Source organism: Halobacillus yeomjeoni (genome assembly GCF_020171525.1).
GTDB classification, from domain to species: Bacteria; Bacillota; Bacilli; order Bacillales; family Halobacillaceae; genus Halobacillus; species Halobacillus yeomjeoni.
In genome coordinates, this window is record NZ_JAIVAI010000006.1 from 38,042 (window position 1) to 60,127 (window position 22,086).

The window sequence follows — 22,086 nt, forward strand, 5'->3', positions numbered from 1 at the left end:
GTTCATCAACGAAGTGTTGATAGAAAGAGGGGATAGGAATCCAGGATCCCTATCCTTACTTTCCAATTTTTTATGGTGTTTTGATATTTGGATAAGCATTCTTAACGGCTTTGTAGAATTCTTGAACCGCTTCTTCTTTCGTCAGCTTACCTTCAACATACTCAGATACTTTAGAACCAAGAAGTGTATCAATCTGCTGATCGTACTCAGTTACGATACCAGGCTCGATCTTCTTCGCTTCTTCTAGGAAGAATGTGTAGTTGTTTTGTCCACCAAGGAATTCTTCGCTGAAATCATCCTTGATTTTGTTTGTTACAGGAAGGTAAGACAAAACGTCTCCAGTTTCTTTCGCCCAATCAGTCAAGAACTCTTCGTCATGTGTCATCATTTTCACAAACTCAAACGCAAGATCTTTGTTCTTAGAACCGCTGTACACACCTAACCAAGTTCCACCCCAGAAATAAGGTGCCGGACCAGTTGTAACTGCCCAGTCTCCAGCTGTTTCTTCAGCATTCGGTTTAAGTACACTGTGCAATCCCCATGTAGGAAGAGCGTAAGAGAAGACTTCTGTTTTGTCTCCTGAAGCTTTTTCATCCACTTCTTCCCATCCACCGTTATAAGCAACAGGGCCGTTCATGGAAGCGAACCAAGATGGAGACCATTCTGGTGCGAAAGCAGTGTAGTCTTTTTCACGAAGCTCTTTCGCTTGATCGAAATAATCCAATTTAGCTTGTGTCATGATCAATTCATCATTTTCGTTCACCCATGGCTGTGGGTCTTCACTCTTAGAGAACCAACGAACAGATCCTTCATCCGGGAACAAGCGGTAGCCTTCTGCTTTCAACTTATCTCCCACTTCATACATCTTTTCCCAAGAAGACATCATGCTTCCTACTTCAGCGGGATCATCTGTACCTAGAACTTCTTTCGCGATACTACGACGATAGAAGATACCGCCTGGAGTCGTCTGCCAAGATAGAGCTTTGACGTTTCCTTCATTATCTTTTCCTAAGTCAAAAACGTAAGGAACGTAATCGTCGCTCCACTCATCTACGTTGTAAGGGTCAGCAGATAGGTTTTCCCAGTAATCACGGTTGATCCACTGCTTCAAGAAAGCAATTTCACCCGTAAATACGTCCGGTGCACCAACGCCGCTTTCCAATACCGGCTTAAGCTTTGTAGGGTAGTCAGCAATCGGAATGATTGTCAGTTCCACTTTCACTCCATTTTTTTCTTCAAACGTTTTGATCGGCTCTTTCAATTCATCCGTAAACGACCAGACTTTCAATACATCGGAGTCTTTCCCTTTTTCAGTCGTGGAAGAAGCAGAATTTGAACATCCCGCGATCAATCCAGCAAGCAAAACCAGGGTAAGGACCATACCTAACATTTTCTTCATACAACTTACCTCCTATTTCATATAAAAAAATTAATAAAGACGCTGAACCTGAACCGGTTTCGATTTGGGTAACAGTATATGGAAACCGGTTTCGAAAAACAGTAAAAAAAATTAAATACTTCTACAAGAACTTCTAACCATCAATTCCACGGGGACAACGACACTTTCTACATTTTTCATTCTTGTATTGATTTGATGGAGCAGCAGCTCTCCTGACTTTTTACCGATCAATTCGGTTTGCTGGCGGATCGTAGTTAAGGACGGCTGAAACATTTCGGATAGTTCAATATCATCGAACCCGATCACCGAAAAATCTTCCGGTACTCCTAACCCAGCTTCACGGATGGCTACCATCGCTCCTATGGCCAGGTTATCTCCTGCTGCATAGATCGCTGAAGGCGGGTTTTTCAGTTTTAACAGTTTCTTCATCGCTACATAACCACTATCTCTGGAAAAGTACTCTCCATTCACAATGTAATCCTCAGGTACGGGCAACTCGAGCTTCTTCATCACCTCAACGAATCCTTTCAACCTCTGAAGTCCTGCAAATGTCGAGGAATGACCGGCAATATGAGCGATCTTCCGATGGCCCAATGAGTGCAGATACTGAACCGCATCAAAACTGCCGCGGACGTTATCGGAGTAGACTACGCAAGACTTGTCACTCTTCAGATCGATGACGACAGATGGCAGCCTGCTGTTGATCAGCTCCTGTACCTGTTCATCTTCATAAGTCGAACTGACGATCACGACACCATCCACACCGCGGTATGTAAAATAATCCAGGTAACTCTTCTGCTTGTTGCTGATGTTTCTCGAGGCGAAAAGCAGGTCGTACCCTTCAATTTCTACATGCTGCCTGAAGCTTTCAATCACAGCGTTGAAAAATGGGTGTTTGACTCCGATACCGAGTGATTCAACGAAGACGACACCAATGATCCATGACTTTTTCGTCGTCAGAGACCGAGCATGGGAGTTTGGAAGATACCCCAGTTCCTCTACGGCATCGAGGATTTTTTTCTTAGTCTTCAAATTGACATCCGTATAATTGTTCAACACTTTGGAAACTGTTGAAGGCGAATATCCTGTCGCCTTTGCAATGTGGTAAATCGTTACCATCTTCGAACACCTCTTGTGTTTCAAAACACGAATCGCAAGAAGTGAAAACCCTTACAATCGTGATTAAAAAAATAGGGCTTTCTGTTTTTATTTCTCTTCAGAAAACTGTTGCAACCTTCCCCCTTACCCTCCTTATCCGTTTGATTAACCGCTTACATTGTTATTGTAATCGACTTCATCTTCTAAAAGTATGTACTGAATTTTACATTAGGTGACAGATTTTTAGGTTGGGGGATACTTTTGTAGAATTAAGGGTAGAAAAGTAGATTCAGGAGGGGGTGGGATTGGAAACGACTCGCTTTCCTGCGGGGGACCTGGCAAGCTTCCTCGGGCTACAGCCCTGTGGGATCTTGCCTAGACCCTTCTCCCGCGGGAGTCTCGCCGTTTCCAATCCCACCCTACGGAACATCTCTGAACAACCCATAAACTATCAATATGTAGCTTGGATAATTTCATTTGTACACCTAAATTAAAACTGTGATAAGCTGACTCTGGTCCAGGTGTCATTTTATATAACACTAACGTCGATTTAGTTTAAGAAAAAGGATAAGTAAAGGGAGGCTTTCGATTGAGAACTGATGCGATAATTTTTGTTTCTTGTACTATTGCGTTTATTATAATTTCAATATTTCTGTCCAAATACCTTACGAATAAAGGGGCTGTAAAAAGTGCATTAATTATTCCCAGTCTCGTTATGGGGATAGGGTTCGGACTTGTGATAAGCATTATGGCAAAAGGAACACTATTGGAGTCTTTAGTAGTCATTGGAGTAATGATGTTAATATCATTAGGATACACTTTAGGGCTGGCAAGAAAGAGAAAAGCATACTTGTCACTATGGAAAAAAAGCAAAGGTAAATAGTTTCTTATCTTCAACAAACGAGTGAGATATAGCCAAAAGGATTTCCACATAATTAGAAGTCCTTATTTATGAGTAATATCAACATTAAACTTTAACAGAGCAAAAAAAAACGCTTGTGCCAAAGACACAAGCAGATCGAAGCAGAAACTCCTTTAGTTATAAGATTTTTCTCTATATTCCTTAGGAGAAACCCCCTCCAAATCCCGGAACACCCTCGAAAATTGTTTCGAATTACTGAACCCGACACGCTCACTGACCTCAAGGATTTTGTTATCAGATTCCGCCAATAATTTCTTCGCTTTTTCTATTCGCACCTTCTTCAAATAGTCGACGAAGTTTTTTCCTGTGTATTCTTTAAAGGCATGGCTGAAATAAGAGTAGTTCAAAGAGATATGGTTGGATACTACAGCCATATTCAAATCTTTATGAGCATTTTCATGAATGAACTCGATCGCTTTGTCCATGACATTCTCTCTCGCATACACACTCTGCATCTCTTTCATATATTCATGGAGACGCATTGTCAACTTCTCAACCGCATGAAAATATTCATGGACACTTTCGAAATTGGATAGATTTCCGACCTCCTCATAAAGCTTGAACACTTCGATGGACTCCTCTCCTATTTGGTGGAAGGCCTGATCGAAGAGTATCTTGTTGACCGCTTCACTTAACCGTTCCAGAGAGGAGAGTTTATACTCCTTGATTTTTTCTATATCAAATACCTGCGCAAGGGAGGCGCGGATTTCATTTTGACGATCGGTGCCTAACCGATTGAAGATTTTTTGGAGTGAAGGTTCGTCAACGATGGAGTTGTCCTCTTTTTTAGCTTTCACTTGTTCATATAGGAAGATGGTTTGATGAGGAAAAATAAACTGATACGCTAACGCGTCATTCGCCTGTTCATAGGCTTCCACTAACTTTCCCATTGAAGTCTGACGCTCACTGATTCCAACCCCGAGATGGCCGGCTTTTTCGAGTCCATCTTCTTCAAAAACTCCATAGATCCCATCAAGACGCTCTGTAAATACCACAAGGTTTTCGTAACTGTCCACGAAGCATAAAGAATCATCGTCATACTGTTGAACCTGCTTCACGATATTTTCAATAAGTTCATCCTTGATCAGCGTCCCAATGCTCCCCTTGAATTGGAAAATACCCGCATAGAACCCGGAAGAATATTGATGCAGGTGGAACTTTTGCACCGCTTCCTCCACTTTCGCTTCATTCATCTGTGGATTCAGCAACATATAATTCAATTGATTCACAAGATACTCATTCTTATCCTTCTGTAAGGATGACTTTGCATCCACCTTCTCTTCTGCTTTTTCAATCAACGAAAACAGTTCATTCCGGTCGACAGGCTTCAGTAAGTAATCCATGACTTGAAACCGGATGGCCTGTTTGGCATAGGAAAAATCATCATATCCACTCAGGATGATGACAAGAGGAGGCACTTCCATCCCCTGCACGTTCTCAATGAGTTCCATCCCATCCATGCGAGGCATTTTGATATCGGTGATGATGAGATCGACAGGGTTCTTCCGACAAACTTCCAAAGCTTCCATACCATCAGCCGCGAGCATGATATTCATTTCTGTAAACTTTCTTTCAATCATCGCTTTTATTCCTGCCCGGATCATTCGTTCATCATCGACCACTACAATATTCATCATGCGGATAAGTCTCCCCCTCCTTCAAGAACTAAACAAGGCAAGGTGACGATTACTTCGGTGTAGTTTCCCTCTTCACTGTTGATCGTCAGCCCATATTCTTTTCCATAATACAGCTGGACACGTTCATGGACGTTGTAAAGACCGATTCCACTCCCGGTCTTCATCCGGTTCGACGTGTCAGACATGTCTGTGCCTTCCCGTAAAGAGTCTCTCAACTTTTGGAGCGTGGCAGCATCCATGCCGATTCCATTGTCTGAGATGACTATTTTTATATCTTTCTCCTCTGTAAAAACTTCGATTGTAATGAGTCCTTTCCTTTCATGTAAAACAGGCTGCAGGCCATGCTTCACTGCATTCTCAACAATTGGCTGGAACGACATCTTCAATACATCCTGCCCTGCCAGATGAGGCGGAATAGCCATTTGAACATCCAGCCGTTGATCCAGACGGATATTCATCAAATCCACGTAGTTGCGGATATGACTGACCTCTTCCTGTAACGAGACAATATCTTTTTTCCACTTCAAATTGTAACGCATCATTTCTCCCAATGAAGTCAAGGCATCAGAGATGTCATATTTCCCATCAATCTCTGCCATCATCTTTATATTTTCCAAGGTGTTATAAAGGAAGTGAGAATCAATCTGCATTTTCAAAGCATTTAACTCTGCTTCTTTCGTAGCCGCTTCTTTATGGACCGACTCTGCAATCAACGTGTTGATTTTACTTAACATATTACGATAATGATTCGATAACCGGCCGATTTCATCCTTCCCCTGGATGTCCACATCCACGGTGAAATCTCCTTTTTCCACTTTTTTCATAGATTCGATCAATAGGTGGAGTTTTTTCAAGATCAATGAAATCAACCCATGGGTGATAAAGGAAAGCAGGATAACCAGGACGATCGCTCCAAAGATGATAACCATTCGAAGCTGGTTTTTTTCAAGGAAAATCTCCTCCAGTGACACCACACGCAGCAGTTGGATCTCCAGGTCCTCTACGTAGGAAGATACGACCATAAAGGGATATTCTTTGTTGGTGAACATCATCGTTTGATTCTTCTCACCTGAAGTCCTTTCATAAAAATGGTCCTTCAACTCCAGAGCGCTGATTCCTAGGTCCTTCAATAGCGAATGCCTTTGTTGAAAATGGATCGAGCCCTGCTCATCCAGGACGAACAATTGCGAGTCACTGTTTTCCAAATCATTGAACACCTTCGGAAAGAAGTTCGTAAGGAGCATCGTGATTTCAACGATACCGAGGTGCTCATCTTTCGGGTATTCCAGTTCCCGGTATAGGGAAAGCTTTTGCGTAGCACCTCCAGCCTCATTCAACCTCCACATCTCAATACCGTCATGTTCCAAAACTTCCTGATACCAGCCGGATTCCTCGACCCTATCCTCATCATAAAGCAGCGGCCACATTTCCTTCACGTCAGGATTGGCGGCATACACGTTAATATCTTCAATGGCAGGATTGTTGTATTTCAATTGTAGAACTTCGGAGAACGTACTTCTCTTGAAATCGAGGAGCTCTTTGACGGTATGTTCTTCATCCTGGCTGATAAATTCGGTGAGCGCTTGATTGGCGACAACGATTTGAGCAGTCCGACGGATTTTCTCCTTGTTCTCCTCGATATTCATTTTTTCAAGTTCCAGGAGGTATTCACTTTCCTGCCTGGCATCATGAATCGACGTTTCGAATCTATTTTTGGAAATATTCCATGTGAAAATCAGCACAGGAGCAAGGATGATCACCACATATAGAAAAACCAGCTTTTTCTGCAGGGACATTCCACTGATCCAAGCCGCTGATTTGCGGTACATCTCTTTCCATTTCTCACGCATCGTTGTTCACCTCCCCGCTTTCCATCCTTGGAAGACCTAATCATTCAACTTCTCTTGATTCTCTTCAAATACCTTTTGGCGATGCTGTTTCACTAAGGAAAATCCGAGTTCTTCCCGCTTCTCTAAAAAGGAGCGGAACAATTGATCGAATTCCTCGTCTGATTCAGCTAATAACAACAACGGCAGGGCCCTGCCCCATTCCTCATCTATCTTTCTCGCAGCTATTCCCGATTCCGATGTACCGGCAGGATTGATGCCTTCGTATTCACTGAAATTAACGGTCTTTCCTTTCGTCCATTCGATCGGCTGTTTGATCGGATCAATCGGTTCCGGCGACCATTCCAAGTATTTATTCGTGTCCATCATCATCCAATACGTATAGGAAGCGCCATATTTTTGGTTGAATGCTCCCCGGTCCGACTGCAGCTGATCCAGAACCTGAGGTAGAAATTGTTTCTCTCCATCGACCGTGTCCCAAGTCACACCTTCTTTCCCGAAGAACACATCTTTCTGCCCTTCATCGCTGATGAGGTAACTCAAGAAACGGATCGCTCTCTCCGGATCTTTTACATCCTTAGAAATGAGCGTAACCGTCCAACCGGAAATCCCGTCGGCCGGGAGTGTTGGTTCATCCAAATCGGTATTCGCCGGACCATCCACCGCTATATAGACGGAATCCGGATCTTTCGCATAAAGCAGTTTCTGCTGGGCTTCCATATCACTGCGCTGATATAGCATCGCAAAATATCTGCCGTCCGCAATTTTTTCTTCCATTTGAGAACGCTTATCTATGAAAATATCTTTAGCTAACAGCCCCATTTCATACGCCTGTCTGAACGTCTTCAACCAGCGGATATATTCAGGGTCCGTTTTCCGGTCATAGATTTCTCCATCCTTCTCCATAGGAATCGCCAGGAAATTTTGAAGATAATCTTCCAGTGAATCATTGCCTTCGTAAGTGAATTCATGCAGCCCCAAAGGAATGAGCGGTTCCCCATTCACTTCAGGGAATTGTTCTTTCGCTTTTTTCAAAGCGTTCAGGAACCCTTCCGGTGTTCTCATATCTGGCTCACCAATCGCTTCATACATCCCCTTATGTACCAAGAACGTCTGGTTCGAAGGCTTGATGTCTTTGTATCTATCAAAATCTTCAGGTGATGATGAAGCATTCGGATAGCCATACACATGACCGTCCTCCTGCTTGTACCATTCCAGCTTGGCATCATCCGTCACTTTATAAAAGTAAGGATCATGCGTATCCGCCAGCTCATCCAAAGGGAGCACAAGAGCCTGCTCGATCATTTTTTCAAAACCATCCTCCCACCAGCCGATCGTGATGAAGTCTGGGAGAGAACCCGAGGCGATCATCGTATTGATCTTTTCACTCTCATTGCCTTTCGGGGAAATGAAATTAATCCGAACCCCTGTTTTTTCAGTGATATAATCCGAGACCACATTGTGTCCCCACTTCGTCGTAAACCAGGAAAAGTTCACATACCAATCAAACGTAATCGGAGAGGTATCGACCTTCCATCCTTGCTGATCAGGACCGACCTCTTCCTCCTGGCTTTCTTCCTCTTTGGAGAAACCGGTTTCATTTCGGGTTGTATCCTCACACCCTATTGAGAGAACCGACACCAGCATGAGCAGAATTATATATATAATAGTAGAATTTCGTAGCATTTCCATCCCTCGCTTATATTTCTAGTATATAGAAAAAAGTTGAATTATCGTAGGGAGATTGGAACAAATAATAATAAAAATCTATTGATTTTATCATCCAATTTTTACTAATTACAAACAGAGATTCCCAAGGAAAAAGCACCTCTATGAGTGCTAAAATAGAAACGATCCTATTTCATTCGTTTCTTGTTCATTTTTCAATATAACTTCTTTGTTAAATTAACAAATCAGTTTAGCAGAAATATAGGTGTACGTATAATCACAAACTAAAAGTGAGATGAATAAAAAATGTTTTTCTATATCTTATTAGGTATTGGTATTTTAGGGTTCATCCCTATTTATATGGCGGAAGATATAAACAGTTTTATCTTCATCATGGCGGCTGGTACGATTTCAGGTTTATCCTTGGTTTCATTTAGTATTTTTGTTCAAAAAGATTGGAAAGGTTTTCGAGGAAAAAATGGACTGCCGATTCGAATTGTTTTGGGCGGGATGGGGTTACTGGTGCTAATAATGAGTCATTTTTTCTGGGTGGATTTCCCCAATTATATAACTGGAGATTATCGTACTCTAGAGGGAGTTCCCTCTGAAGTTGAATATTTCCCACCCTCAGGAAAAACCGGTGAATCTCTTTTTGTTACTGTGGAGGGTGTTAGACTTCCTTTAAATCCCGTCCCCGAAGTGTCAGAAGAAGAAGCAGAAGGTCGTTATTTTGTAATTAAATATTTTCCGTATTCTTCGTGGATTGTTGACTATGAAATTGAATAACTAAACATCGTGGGTTGGATGTGCGCGCGTCAGTTTGGTCGATAAAATGCTATTTTTGGCTGATAAAATGATTTTTCCGCTGATAAATCAGTGGTTTTCGCTGATAAATGCCCCCCCATAACCATCCCACAAACTTTTTCAGAAAATTCACTCTATCATATTGTCAAACCACTACTCATAGTGTAGAGTTGGACAAAAGATTTACCAAAAATTGAATGCCATACATTCTTATCAAGAGAAGCTGAGGGACTGGCCCGTAGAAGCTTCAGCAACCACTGGTTTCGACCAGAAAGGTGCTAACTCCAGCAAGCCTTATACCAGGCTTGAGAGATAAGAAGAAGCGCCGTAATAAACCAAAAGCCTTCTTCTTAGAGAAGGCTTTTTTTGTTGGTAAAAAAGAAAGGAGCAACACCATGTCATCTCACACCGATACACAATTCGTACAAACCGGAAATCACAACCACGACCCGAAGGGAGCAATCAATCCTCCGGTCTATTTCTCCACCCCTTACCGTCACCCGGGGCTCGGGGCATCGACCGGCTTTGATTATACACGCACCGGCAACCCGACCCGGACGATTTTGGAAGAGTCGATCGCATCGATTGAACAAGGCGATCAAGGCTTTGCGTTCAGCTCAGGGATGGCCGCTATCCACACGGTGCTCTCCTTGTTCAAACCAGGCGATGAGCTGATTGTATCGGAAGATCTATACGGCGGCACGTACCGATTGTTTGAAGAGTTCTCGAATAAATACGGCATTCAGTTCCATTATTGGACGGGGGACGACCCAGCTACACTACAAGGACTCATCAACCCAAATACAAAAGCGGTGTATGTAGAAACACCGACGAATCCACTTATGAAAACGGTAGACCTGTATGAGATCGTTTCCAACGCTAAAGAGCACGACCTTCTAGTCATCGTCGACAACACGCTGTACACCCCTTACCTGCAAAAACCGATCACAAAAGGCGCGGACCTCGTCATTCACAGTGCCACGAAATATCTCGGCGGCCACAATGACGTCCTCGCCGGGCTCGTCGTCACAAAAGGAGAAGAACTGAGTGAACAAATCGCCTTTCTTCAAAATACATCCGGTGCCGTTCTCTCCCCCTTCGACTCATGGCTTCTCATGAGAGGGATGAAGACGCTGCCGCTAAGAATGAAACAGCATGAGAAAAACGCCAAAGCAGTCGCTGCGTATCTCGAGGATCACCAAGCCGTAACAGACGTCCTCTATCCAGGAAAAGGCGGCATGCTCTCATTCCGGCTACGTTCCGAATATTGGATCGATACATTCTTAAGCCAGCTCAATGTCATCAGCTTTGCCGAAAGTCTCGGCGGCGTAGAAAGTTTCATCACCTATCCAGCCACCCAGACCCACGCGAATATCCCGGAAGAAGTCCGCTCCAGCTACGGCGTCTGCAACCGTCTGCTCCGTTTTTCTGTCGGCATTGAACATATCGATGACTTGATTGGAAATCTCGATCAAACCTTGAACCAAATACTAAAGGAGGAATCTGTACGATGACCGATCACACGCTTCAAACCCGTCTCCTGCATAACGATTATAAATTCGACCCTGCGACCGGCGGTGTCAGTGTCCCCGTCCAGCACGCTTCCACCTTTCACCAGTCGTTCGATGAACCAACGAAATACGATTACAGCCGTTCCGGTAATCCGACGCGAGAAGCGCTCGAAAAAACGATCGCCCAGCTCGAAAACGGAACCCACGGGTTTGCCTTCGCTTCCGGAATGGCTGCGATCTCGACGTCCCTGATGCTGTTATCCCAGGGCGACCATATCCTCATCTCTGAAGATGTGTATGGCGGCACTTTCCGCATGACCCACGACGTCCTGCACCGCTTCGGCATCCAGCATACATTCGTCGACATGACCGACTTGAACGCGGTCGCGACAGCGATACAGCCGAACACGAAAGTGCTGTATATCGAAACACCGTCCAACCCGCTTCTCAACATCACCGATATCCAGGCGGTCGTAAAACTCGCGAAAGCGAATGACTGCCTGACGTTCGTCGATAACACGTTCATGACCCCCGCCCTGCAGCGGCCACTTAATTTCGGTGCCGACCTAGTCCTGCACAGCGCGACCAAATTCATCGCCGGGCACAGTGATGTCGTCGCAGGCCTCGCCGTCGCCAATAATGAGACGCTCGGCGAACAGCTCGGTTTTCTACAAAATGCCTTCGGGTCGATTTTAGGCCCACACGATTGTTGGCTCGTGTTACGAGGGCTGAAAACCTTGCACTGCCGCCTCGAGCAGTCCCAGAAAACCGCTGAAAAAGTGGCGACGTTCTTATCCAGGCACCCAGCGGTAGAAAACGTCTACTTCCCCGGCTTCTCGACGCATCCTGGACATCCCACCCACCGCTACCAATGCGACGGACCCGGCGCTGTCCTCTCTTTCGAATTGAAAGACGAAGAAGCGGTCCGGACGTTCACAAAACAAGCCGAAGTGCCGGTATTCGCCGTCAGTCTAGGCGCGGTGGAATCCATCCTCTCGTATCCAAAAGCCATGTCCCACGCGTCCATGCCGAAAGAAGAACGGGAAAAGCGGGGAATTACCGATGGACTGCTGAGGTTATCGGTCGGCTTAGAACACCCGGAAGATTTGATCAAGGATTTCCAGAAGGCGTTGAAAAGCCTCCAGCCTCAGCACTTGTTTTTGGAAGGGAGGATGAGAAGTGAGGTTAGGTAAGGTATTGAAGGAAGTCAGGGATTTTAAAGCAATTATAAAAACCCCTCAAAACTTGTATTTTAAGTTCTGAGGGGGTTTTTTATTAATTGATCACAAGCTCTTGCCGTAGATAATAAAAATAGTCAATCACTACTTCCAACCAAAAGTTCAGAATCAAGCTATCTACAAAAATGTTAAGTAACGGCTTGGTTCCAGTTTTTTTATTCACTAACCATATTAAAAAGAAATAACGTTAGTAAACACTATCGAATAGAAGAACCTTAAAAGATAAGGAAACTCAAATACAAACAAATACCTTCTACGGAAATAGGCACTTTAACGGTTGACTATTACTAGCATTGAATTGGAACTCCACAATAATCAGTGTCTCTAGCGTATGTAGTTGAATCACCTGGTACTACTAGTCCAGTAGTGAAAGTAATTACAACTGTAAGAGCTATCAAACCGACCTTTACTTTCTTAGTCATATGTCATCACCTCCTCGCTTTTAAATTACCATTATTTAGAAAAATTTATAATTAAAACATATATATCGGTGTGAAGGTTTGGTGTGTCACAATAATTAGTAGAGAAAAGAACTAATTATAAAATTTATCTCTCTCTCATTTTGGGTTTTGATTTGCTTAACTAATTTTAAATTCTTGATATGTGTCTAGCAGCATTAAAATATGAATAAAAATATTTTTTCTATTTAAATTTGATAATCTTGGAAAGGCTTATCTACGGATATATAGAAAGGGGATTTAAATGAAGAAATTTATTACAGTATTCGCATTAGCATTTACATTTTATTTATCTTATGCAAACTTTGCTGAAAAAACACAGGGAGGGTTCTCGCGTTTTATTAAACAATGAACATATGACTTTATAGAAAGGTAAATACATAAATGAAGAAACCTACAGAGTCATCTAAACTCCCTATACACTTACCTCACCTAAGTTACTTGATCAAGCGGGGTCTCCATCTTAAGAACGGTTCACCAAATAAACAGATACTCCAAGAACCCTAGCCGCTTGACGCTGTGACAATCCCTCAATCTCCTTTACTTTCCTCAAAATCATATCCCGTTCTTTCCCTGGGAGGGACTTCACCTGCGGAATCGCATAACTCCCATGAACAGCAATAATTTCACGTCTCGCTTCCTCATCTGTCAACCTCCTCCGATTCCTGCCCCATGCACTCAAACACTCCTCTTCGCACTGCCGGGAATGGAAGTCCTTCATCCGTTTTCGCGCCTCTTTTTCGTCTTTTGAAAATAAAGAGAGTATGAACCACGAAGAGAGAAGGTCTGGTGGGTAGACCACCTTTCCATAAAAACTCCCACAGCTGCTCCACCGATAATCTTCCGGTTTCAGAATAAGTCCTGATTTGACCGGGTTCATGTGGATATAGCGGACGACTGTCAATAGATAGCCGTCTGTTTCCACCTCCTCGCTCTTGAACCGGTCCTGGAACAGGTGACCGTTTGTCCCATAGGTCCAGTTGTAATAAGAAGCATAGCTAATCCCCAGCCGTTTCATCACTTCTGATACTTGTGGTATTTTTTCTTTAAGAAGAAAGTGCACATGGTTATCCATCAAACACCAAACTACAACCTGCGTATCTGTTTCATGTATATATCGTTTCAGTGTATCTAAAAAACGAAATCGGTCTTCCTGTTTATGACAAATTTCCTGGCGATTTGCTCCTCGAAGGATCACATGGTAGATTCCACTCTTACTCTTTTTCCTCGGACGTCTTGGCATAGGTCTCCCTGTCTTTCTTTTCCGAAAGTAAAAGTTCCCGTTGGTTGGTCAACCTCCCTGAAACCTTCCGATAGCTGAGAGCTTCTTCTAATGCTAGGTCACTTATGCGTTCTTCTTCGTTCAAGTCGGAAATCGTTCTTGCCACCCGAATCATTTTGATCTGTACCCGGTTACTCAAAGCTTCTTTTGCCGAAATGGTTTGGAGGAATTCTTGTTGTTTTGATGTAAGTGGACTGGATTGGATAAGTTCTTTAAAGGCTACACGAGCATTTGAAATCGACCGTCCATATCGGGCGAATTGAATCTTTCTCGCTTTCATTACCCTCATTCGAATGGTTTCTGATGTCTCCTCGCCCGACATACTACGGTTCAATTTTTCCGGAACAAGGGTTAGTAGTATGTTGATACGATCGAGTATTGGTCCAGACACTCGGTTCTGATAGGAACGAATCTGTTGAGTACTGCATGTGCAATATTTATCTATAGCTCCCGCATATCCACATGGACATGGATTCATCTCAGCTAACAAGATGAATTTCGCCGGGTATGTAACTGTCGAATGAGCACGGCTGATTGTGACTTGACCATTTTCAAGAGGCTGTCTCAGCATCGCCGTGAGGATGGATGGATAAAAAATTAATATGCGGATTGATTAACTTTATTATGCAGAACCTATCATTATTTAACATTACTAAGTTGATTGTCCTTCTTAAACAAAAAAATAATCCACCCATAGATACTTTGTCTACCTATTAAGTGGATTACTCTGATTTCGTTTTTTTAAATTTCACTTTAAGTCTTATCCTCTAGAATAGGTTCTTCACAAGGCTGGACTCAAAATAAAGATTATTCTAGCTCATCCTTTAATCTATAAAATCTTTTTTGACCAATTTTCAATTCTTCCATTATTTTTTTATACGGTGTGTTTCCTGAGAGTAATTTACTGATTTTCTTTTTAAGTTCCTTTTCCTCATTTTCTAGCTTTTTATTTTTCTTACATTTTTCATCATATTGATTTAAATAAGTATTTAAATGATCAATTCTCATCTCTTTTGGTTTTCCATCTATCTTGACCCAAACTGTTTCCCTTGGAGTGTTTGCACTGTATTGTTTAGGGCTCCGTTCATTTCGGTCTTTCATCCATATTTGATTTAATACTTTCGGGTTAATATCATATAAACTGTTCTCTTTAACTTCGTATTTTTCTTCTTCTCTCATTTGTTTTACATAATCAACAAACCGCTCCTGATTGCACTCACTACAGAGCCAGTAATGTTCTGACCGAGCCTTTGTATCAACTCGTTGTTTATAAGAGCCATGTGTTTTACAGATCCAATACACACTTTCCTCACTTGACTTCGTAAGGTTATTATAATCAATACCCATTTCAGCATTCTTTTCATAATCATAAAATTCCGATAAATTATGATGTGTCATAAAGATATGTTCTATCGGTTTTTCAGGTAGCGATAGCTTATGCAGATATATATAATGATAAATCGTCTTTATTGATCTGTTTAATATTTCAGAGATCTCCTCAATACTATAATCTTCATTTAGTAGATTTTGAATCACTTCTGGAGAAATTTTTTGAACCTTTGAAATTCTGTTCTCTTTAAGAAGCTTCTCCTTATATTGCTGAAACTCACTATGCGAAAAGCCCATCTTCTGCTTTATTTCCAAAAAGCTCTGGCCGTAATCCCTAAGCTTTTTAAACTGTAATTCCATTTCACTATCAAAGTCAAATGGTTGATCTTGAATTTGGTATATTCCGCTCTCAATATATTTTTCATAAACATTATTAATTCTCTTATCCGACACTTTACAATCGTCTTTAATTTTCTGCTTAGTATGTCCTTTTAAAAAACCATCTATTATTTCTTTCTCTTTTTTCTTAGTTTCTTTATCTCTTTTTTCTTTTCTCTCCAGGCTATCTATAATGTTACGAACAGTTGTCGTTCTTTCTTCCCCATTCCACATTACAATAATCTCCTCACTGGAGTTTGCCTTTAAATATTCTGGCCTCATTTCTCCATTTTTATCGTACATCCATATATGCAAAATGTCAGGGTGAGTTTCAGCTATGCTATCTGATACCACTTCATATTTAGGTTTATTTTTAAAATAATCAGTTTTTATCTTTGACATATACGAAGACATACATGATTTACAGCCAATAATCTGTTGAGAATTACACATCGTTTTAATAGGACGTTCATAACTCTCCTTATTACACGTTAAACACTTCCAAAAGACCTTGGTGTTAGACCCTGCTGTAAAAAATTCTGGCCTAAACCCTTCTTTCTTATTCTTTTCGTCGGCCCAATGTTCTTCTAAGTATGGATGTGTTACAAAAAAATGATTTTCCTTTGGATAAAAAAGATGTTTTTGAATTTCAAAGGCATCTTTCTTAATATCAATTTCATCAAATCGGTTTTTCACACTTAATAATTCAGGAAAATTACTGCACAAATAATCAAAACTTTTTAAGATACATTCCTTTAAAGAATTAAAATATTCTATTGTTCCAAACCCACTTTTTGTATAGTGAATATACTGAGTTTCTGTTTCCTTGAATTCTAATCTATCTGACTCCCGAATAATAATCAGATCGATCCCTCTCTTAGTAATTTTATGTTTCTTTACGAGATCCGACTCTTCTTTATCCTTGTGATAATATTCACCGTGATACTCAATACCAAATTTAAAATATGGTAAAAAAACATCTATTTCTAATACATGCGCTTTAGGAATCTCACGATTTAAATCAAAACAAAGCTCCGTTTTTTTTGAAACCAACTTTTTAAAATAGTAGTAAATTGCATGCTGAGGAAAAGAAACATTTTTGCCTTTCATACAGGTCGGGCAAGCATATCGTTTAACTCGATTTATTGGTGTTGTGTACCATTCCTCATTCTCGCAAACAGGGCAAGTAAAAAAATACTTTTTATTAACCCCGTGTGAAATCTTAAAAGGATTTACTTCCCCATTTTTTTCGTCACTCCAAGAAATAGCCACCTCAGGATAGCTGTACCCAAATGAATTGTGTATACAAATTCTTTGAAGATTACAATATGGACATTTATTTTCATTTAAAGTTTTATTAGAAATTTCTGTATCATAAAAAGGATGAAGCTCCTCTTCAATACAATTAAACACGGCGATCTGGCTACTACCCTTTGAAAATTTTTCCGGTTCAATGCCTAGCTTTAAATTTAATTCAATGTTCCATTCTTTTTGAATCAAGTCTGAATTTAAATCTAGAGGTTCAACTTTTTTGTTATTTCGCTTCTTTAGTTCTATCTTTTTCATAAATTCTCGTTCTGTTATTTCTTTTTCCTTCTCAAATATTTCTTCCCAATTATGAGGTACACCTGCAGAAAATTCATCCCACACGCTATTATAAAAACTTTCCATTTCATCATTTAAAATGGGATTCCTATTTTTCCTCTTTGTTTTAAAGTGAGGTTTACATGAGTCACAGTAACGAAGCACTTTATAATTTTGAACTTTACATATTTTGCTTTCTTTTTTACACCCTGCACAAATAAAAGAAACCTCTTCTTCTGCCCCAATCCCAACATGAAAAGGGGTAAGTTCACCATTTTGTTTGATATCCCAATACTGTGTAAAATCTTTTTTTAGATAACCAAAAGAGTTAGTAATACATCTTTTATAATTACCAGCACAATATGGGCAGCCTTGTGTTTCATGAAATAGCTGATAAATTTTCTTTATATAAGGAGGGTGTGTATTGTTGTTTGGACAAATGAAGATTGCAGACTGCTGGGATCCACTACTATATCTATCAGGAAATATCTCTAATTGACTGTTACTTTCCCAGTCCCAAATTTCATTAACTAATTCTCGGTGGGTCTCAATTATAGGAGTATCCGTTTGCCTAGATTTTAAATTATCCCCTTTATTGAGTAAATCTATCAAATAACTTTCCACTATTTTCTTTTCTTGTTTGATATAACTATCCCATTTTATACCTTCTTGATTTTCTAAATAATCTTTAAAAAGATTTCTATATAATTGATCTAATTCCGCTAACTTCATTATCCCTTAACCACCTGCTATTAAAGATTTCTATTGAATCTCATCCGTCATTTACTACCATACATTATTATTCTACAAATGTTTTATAAAACCTACGTTTCTCACTGATTAATTTACGCTTTACTGCTAGTTGAAGTAACTGATCTAACGCTTTATAAGAAATTATATTTGCTTCTTGCGTAACTGGGACTCTACCCAAGATACGTTTGAAATCTGATTCAAATATTGGTGGGGGATTTACTGTATCTTTAAAAGCCACATCGCAAATAACATAATTAGAATATTTTCTAGACCTTCTTCGATAATCAACTAGTGCTCTACTTTCTGTTCTTTGTGAGAATCCTGACAACTCTCTAGGCAATGGAGGATTTTCTGGAACCACGCAATTTTTTGGAATATGAAAATTCCTATTTTTATACCATTTTGCTGCATCCGAATGGTTTTTCATTATCTCCTTAACACATAGAACGGCTGTAAGCTTCCAATGGCTTTTGTTAATTTTTACTCCGAAATTACTTTTTCTCGTAATATATACAACTATGTCACCTTTCCTTAGTTTAGGAGCAAATTTTGATGCTCGACATAATCAAGTTATACTGGGATGCTCATTTTCTAGACTCGGTTCTCGCCTAACTGAACTATCTAAGAATGGATGCAGATTATACTTACTTACCGCTTTTCGACCTGTTGCATTAAAACATAGCGGTGTATATGATACTAAATAAATAGTTGTCAATAATAAGCCCCCCTTATTTTTAAAAACGTTTATTCTACTTTATTAGTGGTTATAAAACTTAAATTAAAAACACCAGGTATCTGTATAAAGATTGTACGATCACCTGGTTGTTTCTCATATTCTTGTAAGCCCTTCTGCTTTCATCCACTAAACTTACTAGCCTCAAGCTTCCCTTTCTTCACTGTTAAAGACAGAATTAAGAATAATAGCCAATGAACAAAAAGAATAATACAACTGTAGCTGCAACAGCTAAGTTTAAGACTAAGACCCCAAATGTTTTTATTGCAGAGTTTGCCAAAATATAAATGAGTGCTAACGATAAAATCCCTTTCCATACATATGTGAGTTTAGTATTCTCGTCACGAAAAATTGATAAACATAGGTGGTATAACACATAACCGAATACAGCCGTTGCAATAAGAAGTAATAATAAAGGTACACCCAAGTTACATACTAGATCATACGACATTTCATTTAGTTCATAGGGTTTATCAAATGCTTCAAGAAAGATGGCAGAAATAGATGACCCATACTATTGGCCATCTCAGAAGATAACTCACCGGCAGCTTTCCCCTGAATAGGTGTAGTTAAATAGTCTGCCCTTACATGAAACCCTAAAGCTGCCAGTATACCAAAAATCATAATGCCCAACTTCCAATTACCCATATCCATTTCCTCCTTTTTTCTAGCCCTCCTTGTACTATTCTTATTGATTTTTTTGAAAAGTAGGACAAATATTTGTAATAAAAAGGAAAATACACTTGAATGAGACAAACATAAGCCCGCATATGTTTAACTGAGGTGAGGGTGATGACAACTTTAACAGTGCCTGACCCCCATTGCATTAAAGTTTTAAGTCATAAAACGAAGTAACGACCCTAGAAAACTATTTACAGAATCTTTCCATTACAATTTCTTTGCTATACTTAGTAACGTTAAAGGCCTTACATAGAAAAAAAAGAGCGGTCTACCTTAAAAGATAGACCGCTCCTTTATACTTATTGAAAAATCTTCGCAACGTCTACAACCTTCTGCGATTAATACACCATAAAATCATTTCATTCTATCTATACACATTATCAACTAGAGTCACATGACCAACACGAAATTGAATTGCTTCATTTAAAGCTGCTATGGAAATTCCTTCTTCACCATTCAAATCTGCTATTATTCTCGCCGTTCGGAGAATATTCACTTGAACACGGTTACTATAGTGATATTTCATGCTCCATTCTTGAAGTCTTTCTTTTAGCTCTTCAAGAATGGGAGAATTATCGAGTAAACGATCATAAGAAACTTGACTATTCAAAATTTCTTCGTTGTATCGCTCATATTGCATTTTCCTTGCATCAGTTATTTTTGCTTTCATATCCACCGATGTCCATTTCTCATATTTTTCTTCTAAGTTTACTGGAGTCAAACGTAGCATAATGTCGATCCGATCCAATATGGGTCCTGATAATCGCTGTTGGTAACTATGGATTTGTTTCGTTGTACATGTGCAATATTTATCTTTAGCTCCGTGATAACCACATGGACAGGGGTTTGTCGCTCCAATCAAAATGAAGCGCGCCGGGTATGTAACCGTTCCACTAACACGACTGATTGTAACCTTTCCAGTTTCCAAAGGTTGGCGCAGCATATCTAACGTCTTTTTAGGAAATTCGGCCATTTCATCTAGAAAAAGCCCACCGCCGTGAGCGAGTAAGACCTCTCCTGGACGAGGAGTCGCACCTCCACCAATTAAAGAAACAGAAGATGCAGAATGATGCGGATGTCGAAATGGAGCAACACCTGTAATAGTTTTTGTTTCATGAGCTAGCTGATATAAACTGTAGCTATCAATCATAGTTCTTTCCGTCATTTCAGGCAATATAGATGGAAAAGCTGTAGCCAACATACTCTTTCCACATCCAGGAGGACCGCTCATTAACACATGATGACCGCCTGTTGCTGCAACCATGAGTCCCCGCTTCGCTACTGCATGACCAACAATCTCGGAAAAATCGAGTGAATAACCATGCTTTTCAAAGGGAGTTTCATTTACTGTGGAAGGTACGAAAGACCATTTCAATTGTCCTGTTCCATTTAAATGATCCATGACCTCTTGAAGGTGATGGACTGGTTTCAGAAAAGAAATATCCTGAAGATAATCCAAGCCTCCCATTTCAGCAGGAACATATACAGAAGAAAACCCCAGTGCTTTGGCCTGCATTACAGCAGCTAACATTCCTTCTGTTTCATGGATGGATCCATCCAGTGACAACGTTCCTACAAAGGCAGTACTTGGCTTGACATCTCCAACCAATTGATGCGTTTCTTTTAACATAGCAATCGCCATAGCTAAATCTGCCATTGGACCATTCTTTTTCTGTTCAGTCGGAGACAAAAGAAGTATCATGTGTCTTCCCGAAACATCAGCACCCACAGAATGAAGAGCTCCTTTCAAACGATCTTTCGATTCTTTGATGGATGCATCTGGGAGACCAATGACAGATATCTGTTCCACTCCGCTCAACGACTGGGCCTCCGCTCCAACGACATACCCTTCAAGACCCTTGAGGCCGATACTCTTCACAATAGTTGTCAAATGCCACTCCTCCCTTTTCAATGATATATGCTTCATAACGCTTTCTTTTAGGTTCTTCAAAACAATCTAGTAAAGCTTTGGTATAAACAATTGATCCTTCACCCTCACTTAAGTACTGTCTGTAACTACTCCATACATAACGATCAGGAAGCAAACACATCCTCGCTGTAACAGGATTGAGGTGGATGTATTTACTCGCTGCCAAAAAATATGGTCGTGTCTGAATCATCTTGGAATAATAGCGTCCCTGAAAAACATGACCATGGAGTTTATGGCGTTTATTGAAATGCTTTGCATAACGGAATTGGATGAATTTCATTATGTCACCCGGGGGATGTTGAAGAACTTCAATAAGGAGATGGACGTGATTAGTCATTAAGCAATATGCGTGGAGGATAAAAGGGGTTTCTTCCTTGCAGAGCTGGATAAAATCCAAATAAGCCTTGAAATCAAGATCATCATAAAATAAATCTGTCCCACGATTTCCTCTAGCAGTAATGTGAAACCGAGCTCCAGGAAACCAGGATCGAGGTTTTCTAGACATAACCTCCACCTCCTATTTGGATTGAGTAAAGTATAATAAAACTTAATTAAATTATCGAACATATATATTTTAATTTTGAATGCTATCAGTGTATTAAAAAAGCATTGATTCTTTCCCGATAGGGGCAATTCCATTCCATCTCTTATTACCAAATTTAAATTTTCTATAGATGAGTTGGAGAATAGGCCGTTTCCATAAGCGAAGTAACCTTTCATAAAAAGCAGCCCAACTTCTCATTCCTATAAATCCCAAACTATTATCATGCTCAATAGTGAGCATGATGTTTTAAAGAAAGGCCTTATTACTGAAAAGCCTCTCCTTATTTACTT

At 40.4% G+C, this 22,086-nt stretch carries 16 protein-coding genes and 1 riboswitch; of the genes, 4 read left to right on the forward strand and 12 right to left on the reverse strand.

Annotated elements, in window-relative coordinates; genetic code table 11:
- Positions 1–70: 70 nt before the first annotated feature.
- Complete coding sequence (locus LCL89_RS14095) at positions 71–1,399, reverse strand: ABC transporter substrate-binding protein (RefSeq protein WP_224810609.1); 1,329 nt, start codon at positions 1,397–1,399, stop codon at positions 71–73.
- Positions 1,400–1,510: 111 nt separating this feature from the next.
- Complete coding sequence (locus LCL89_RS14100; RefSeq protein WP_224810610.1) at positions 1,511–2,518, reverse strand: LacI family DNA-binding transcriptional regulator; 1,008 nt, start codon at positions 2,516–2,518, stop codon at positions 1,511–1,513.
- A 568-nt stretch (positions 2,519–3,086) separates the two neighbouring features.
- Here LCL89_RS14100 and LCL89_RS14105 point away from each other — a divergent pair.
- Positions 3,087–3,380: a hypothetical protein gene (locus tag LCL89_RS14105; protein WP_224810611.1), complete on the forward strand. Its 294-nt coding sequence runs from the start codon at positions 3,087–3,089 to the stop codon at positions 3,378–3,380.
- 152 nt (positions 3,381–3,532) lie between these two features.
- Here LCL89_RS14105 and LCL89_RS14110 read toward each other — a convergent pair whose 3' ends face one another.
- Genes LCL89_RS14110 through LCL89_RS14120 form a run of 3 tightly spaced genes read right to left on the reverse strand, consistent with a single transcriptional unit; the run spans position 3,533 to position 8,589 of the window.
- Positions 3,533–5,056 carry a response regulator gene (locus tag LCL89_RS14110; protein ID WP_224810612.1) on the reverse strand — a complete coding sequence of 508 codons (1,524 nt, stop codon included), beginning with the start codon at positions 5,054–5,056 and terminating at the stop codon, positions 3,533–3,535.
- Positions 5,053–6,906, reverse strand: coding sequence for a sensor histidine kinase (locus LCL89_RS14115; protein ID WP_224810613.1), 1,854 nt, complete (start codon positions 6,904–6,906; stop codon positions 5,053–5,055). Before LCL89_RS14115 ends, LCL89_RS14110 begins: the two co-directional genes overlap by 4 nt.
- 36 nt (positions 6,907–6,942) lie before the next feature.
- A complete protein-coding gene (locus LCL89_RS14120) occupies positions 6,943–8,589 on the reverse strand; it encodes an extracellular solute-binding protein (protein ID WP_224810614.1) in 1,647 nt (548 codons plus the stop codon).
- A 342-nt stretch (positions 8,590–8,931) separates the two neighbouring features.
- On the opposite strand from LCL89_RS14120, the gene LCL89_RS14125 reads away from it, so the two are divergent.
- From LCL89_RS14125 to metC, 3 genes are all read left to right on the forward strand, one after another.
- Positions 8,932–9,357: a hypothetical protein gene (locus LCL89_RS14125; RefSeq protein WP_224810615.1), complete on the forward strand. Its 426-nt coding sequence runs from the start codon at positions 8,932–8,934 to the stop codon at positions 9,355–9,357.
- 225 nt (positions 9,358–9,582) lie between these two features.
- Positions 9,583–9,694, forward strand: a riboswitch (SAM riboswitch).
- A gap of 76 nt (positions 9,695–9,770) precedes the next feature.
- On the forward strand, positions 9,771–10,889 hold the full coding sequence (locus tag LCL89_RS14130; protein ID WP_224810616.1) for a methionine biosynthesis PLP-dependent protein: 1,119 nt from the start codon (positions 9,771–9,773) through the stop codon (positions 10,887–10,889).
- Positions 10,886–12,079 carry a cystathionine beta-lyase gene (metC, locus tag LCL89_RS14135; protein WP_224810617.1) on the forward strand — a complete coding sequence of 398 codons (1,194 nt, stop codon included), beginning with the start codon at positions 10,886–10,888 and terminating at the stop codon, positions 12,077–12,079. The genes LCL89_RS14130 and metC overlap by 4 nt, the downstream gene beginning before the upstream one ends.
- A gap of 966 nt (positions 12,080–13,045) precedes the next feature.
- Here metC and LCL89_RS14140 read toward each other — a convergent pair.
- From LCL89_RS14140 to LCL89_RS14170, 7 genes are all read right to left on the reverse strand, one after another.
- Entirely contained in the window at positions 13,046–13,825 is a 780-nt protein-coding gene (locus tag LCL89_RS14140; RefSeq protein WP_224810618.1) for a transposase, read from the reverse strand.
- A complete protein-coding gene (locus tag LCL89_RS14145) occupies positions 13,797–14,435 on the reverse strand; it encodes an ATP-binding protein (RefSeq protein WP_224810619.1) in 639 nt (212 codons plus the stop codon). The genes LCL89_RS14140 and LCL89_RS14145 overlap by 29 nt, the downstream gene beginning before the upstream one ends.
- 236 nt (positions 14,436–14,671) lie before the next feature.
- Positions 14,672–17,887 carry a zinc-ribbon domain-containing protein gene (locus tag LCL89_RS14150; RefSeq protein WP_224810620.1) on the reverse strand — a complete coding sequence of 1,072 codons (3,216 nt, stop codon included), beginning with the start codon at positions 17,885–17,887 and terminating at the stop codon, positions 14,672–14,674.
- 67 nt (positions 17,888–17,954) lie between these two features.
- Complete coding sequence (locus tag LCL89_RS14155) at positions 17,955–18,335, reverse strand: hypothetical protein (protein ID WP_224810621.1); 381 nt, start codon at positions 18,333–18,335, stop codon at positions 17,955–17,957.
- Between the two features lie 762 nt (positions 18,336–19,097).
- Positions 19,098–19,289, reverse strand: coding sequence for a hypothetical protein (locus tag LCL89_RS14160; RefSeq protein ID WP_224810622.1), 192 nt, complete (start codon positions 19,287–19,289; stop codon positions 19,098–19,100).
- Between the two features lie 397 nt (positions 19,290–19,686).
- A complete protein-coding gene (locus LCL89_RS14165; protein ID WP_224810623.1) occupies positions 19,687–21,213 on the reverse strand; it encodes a YifB family Mg chelatase-like AAA ATPase in 1,527 nt (508 codons plus the stop codon).
- Entirely contained in the window at positions 21,173–21,757 is a 585-nt protein-coding gene (locus LCL89_RS14170) for a transposase (RefSeq protein WP_224810624.1), read from the reverse strand. Before LCL89_RS14170 ends, LCL89_RS14165 begins: the two co-directional genes overlap by 41 nt.
- Positions 21,758–22,086: the final 329 nt, after the last annotated feature.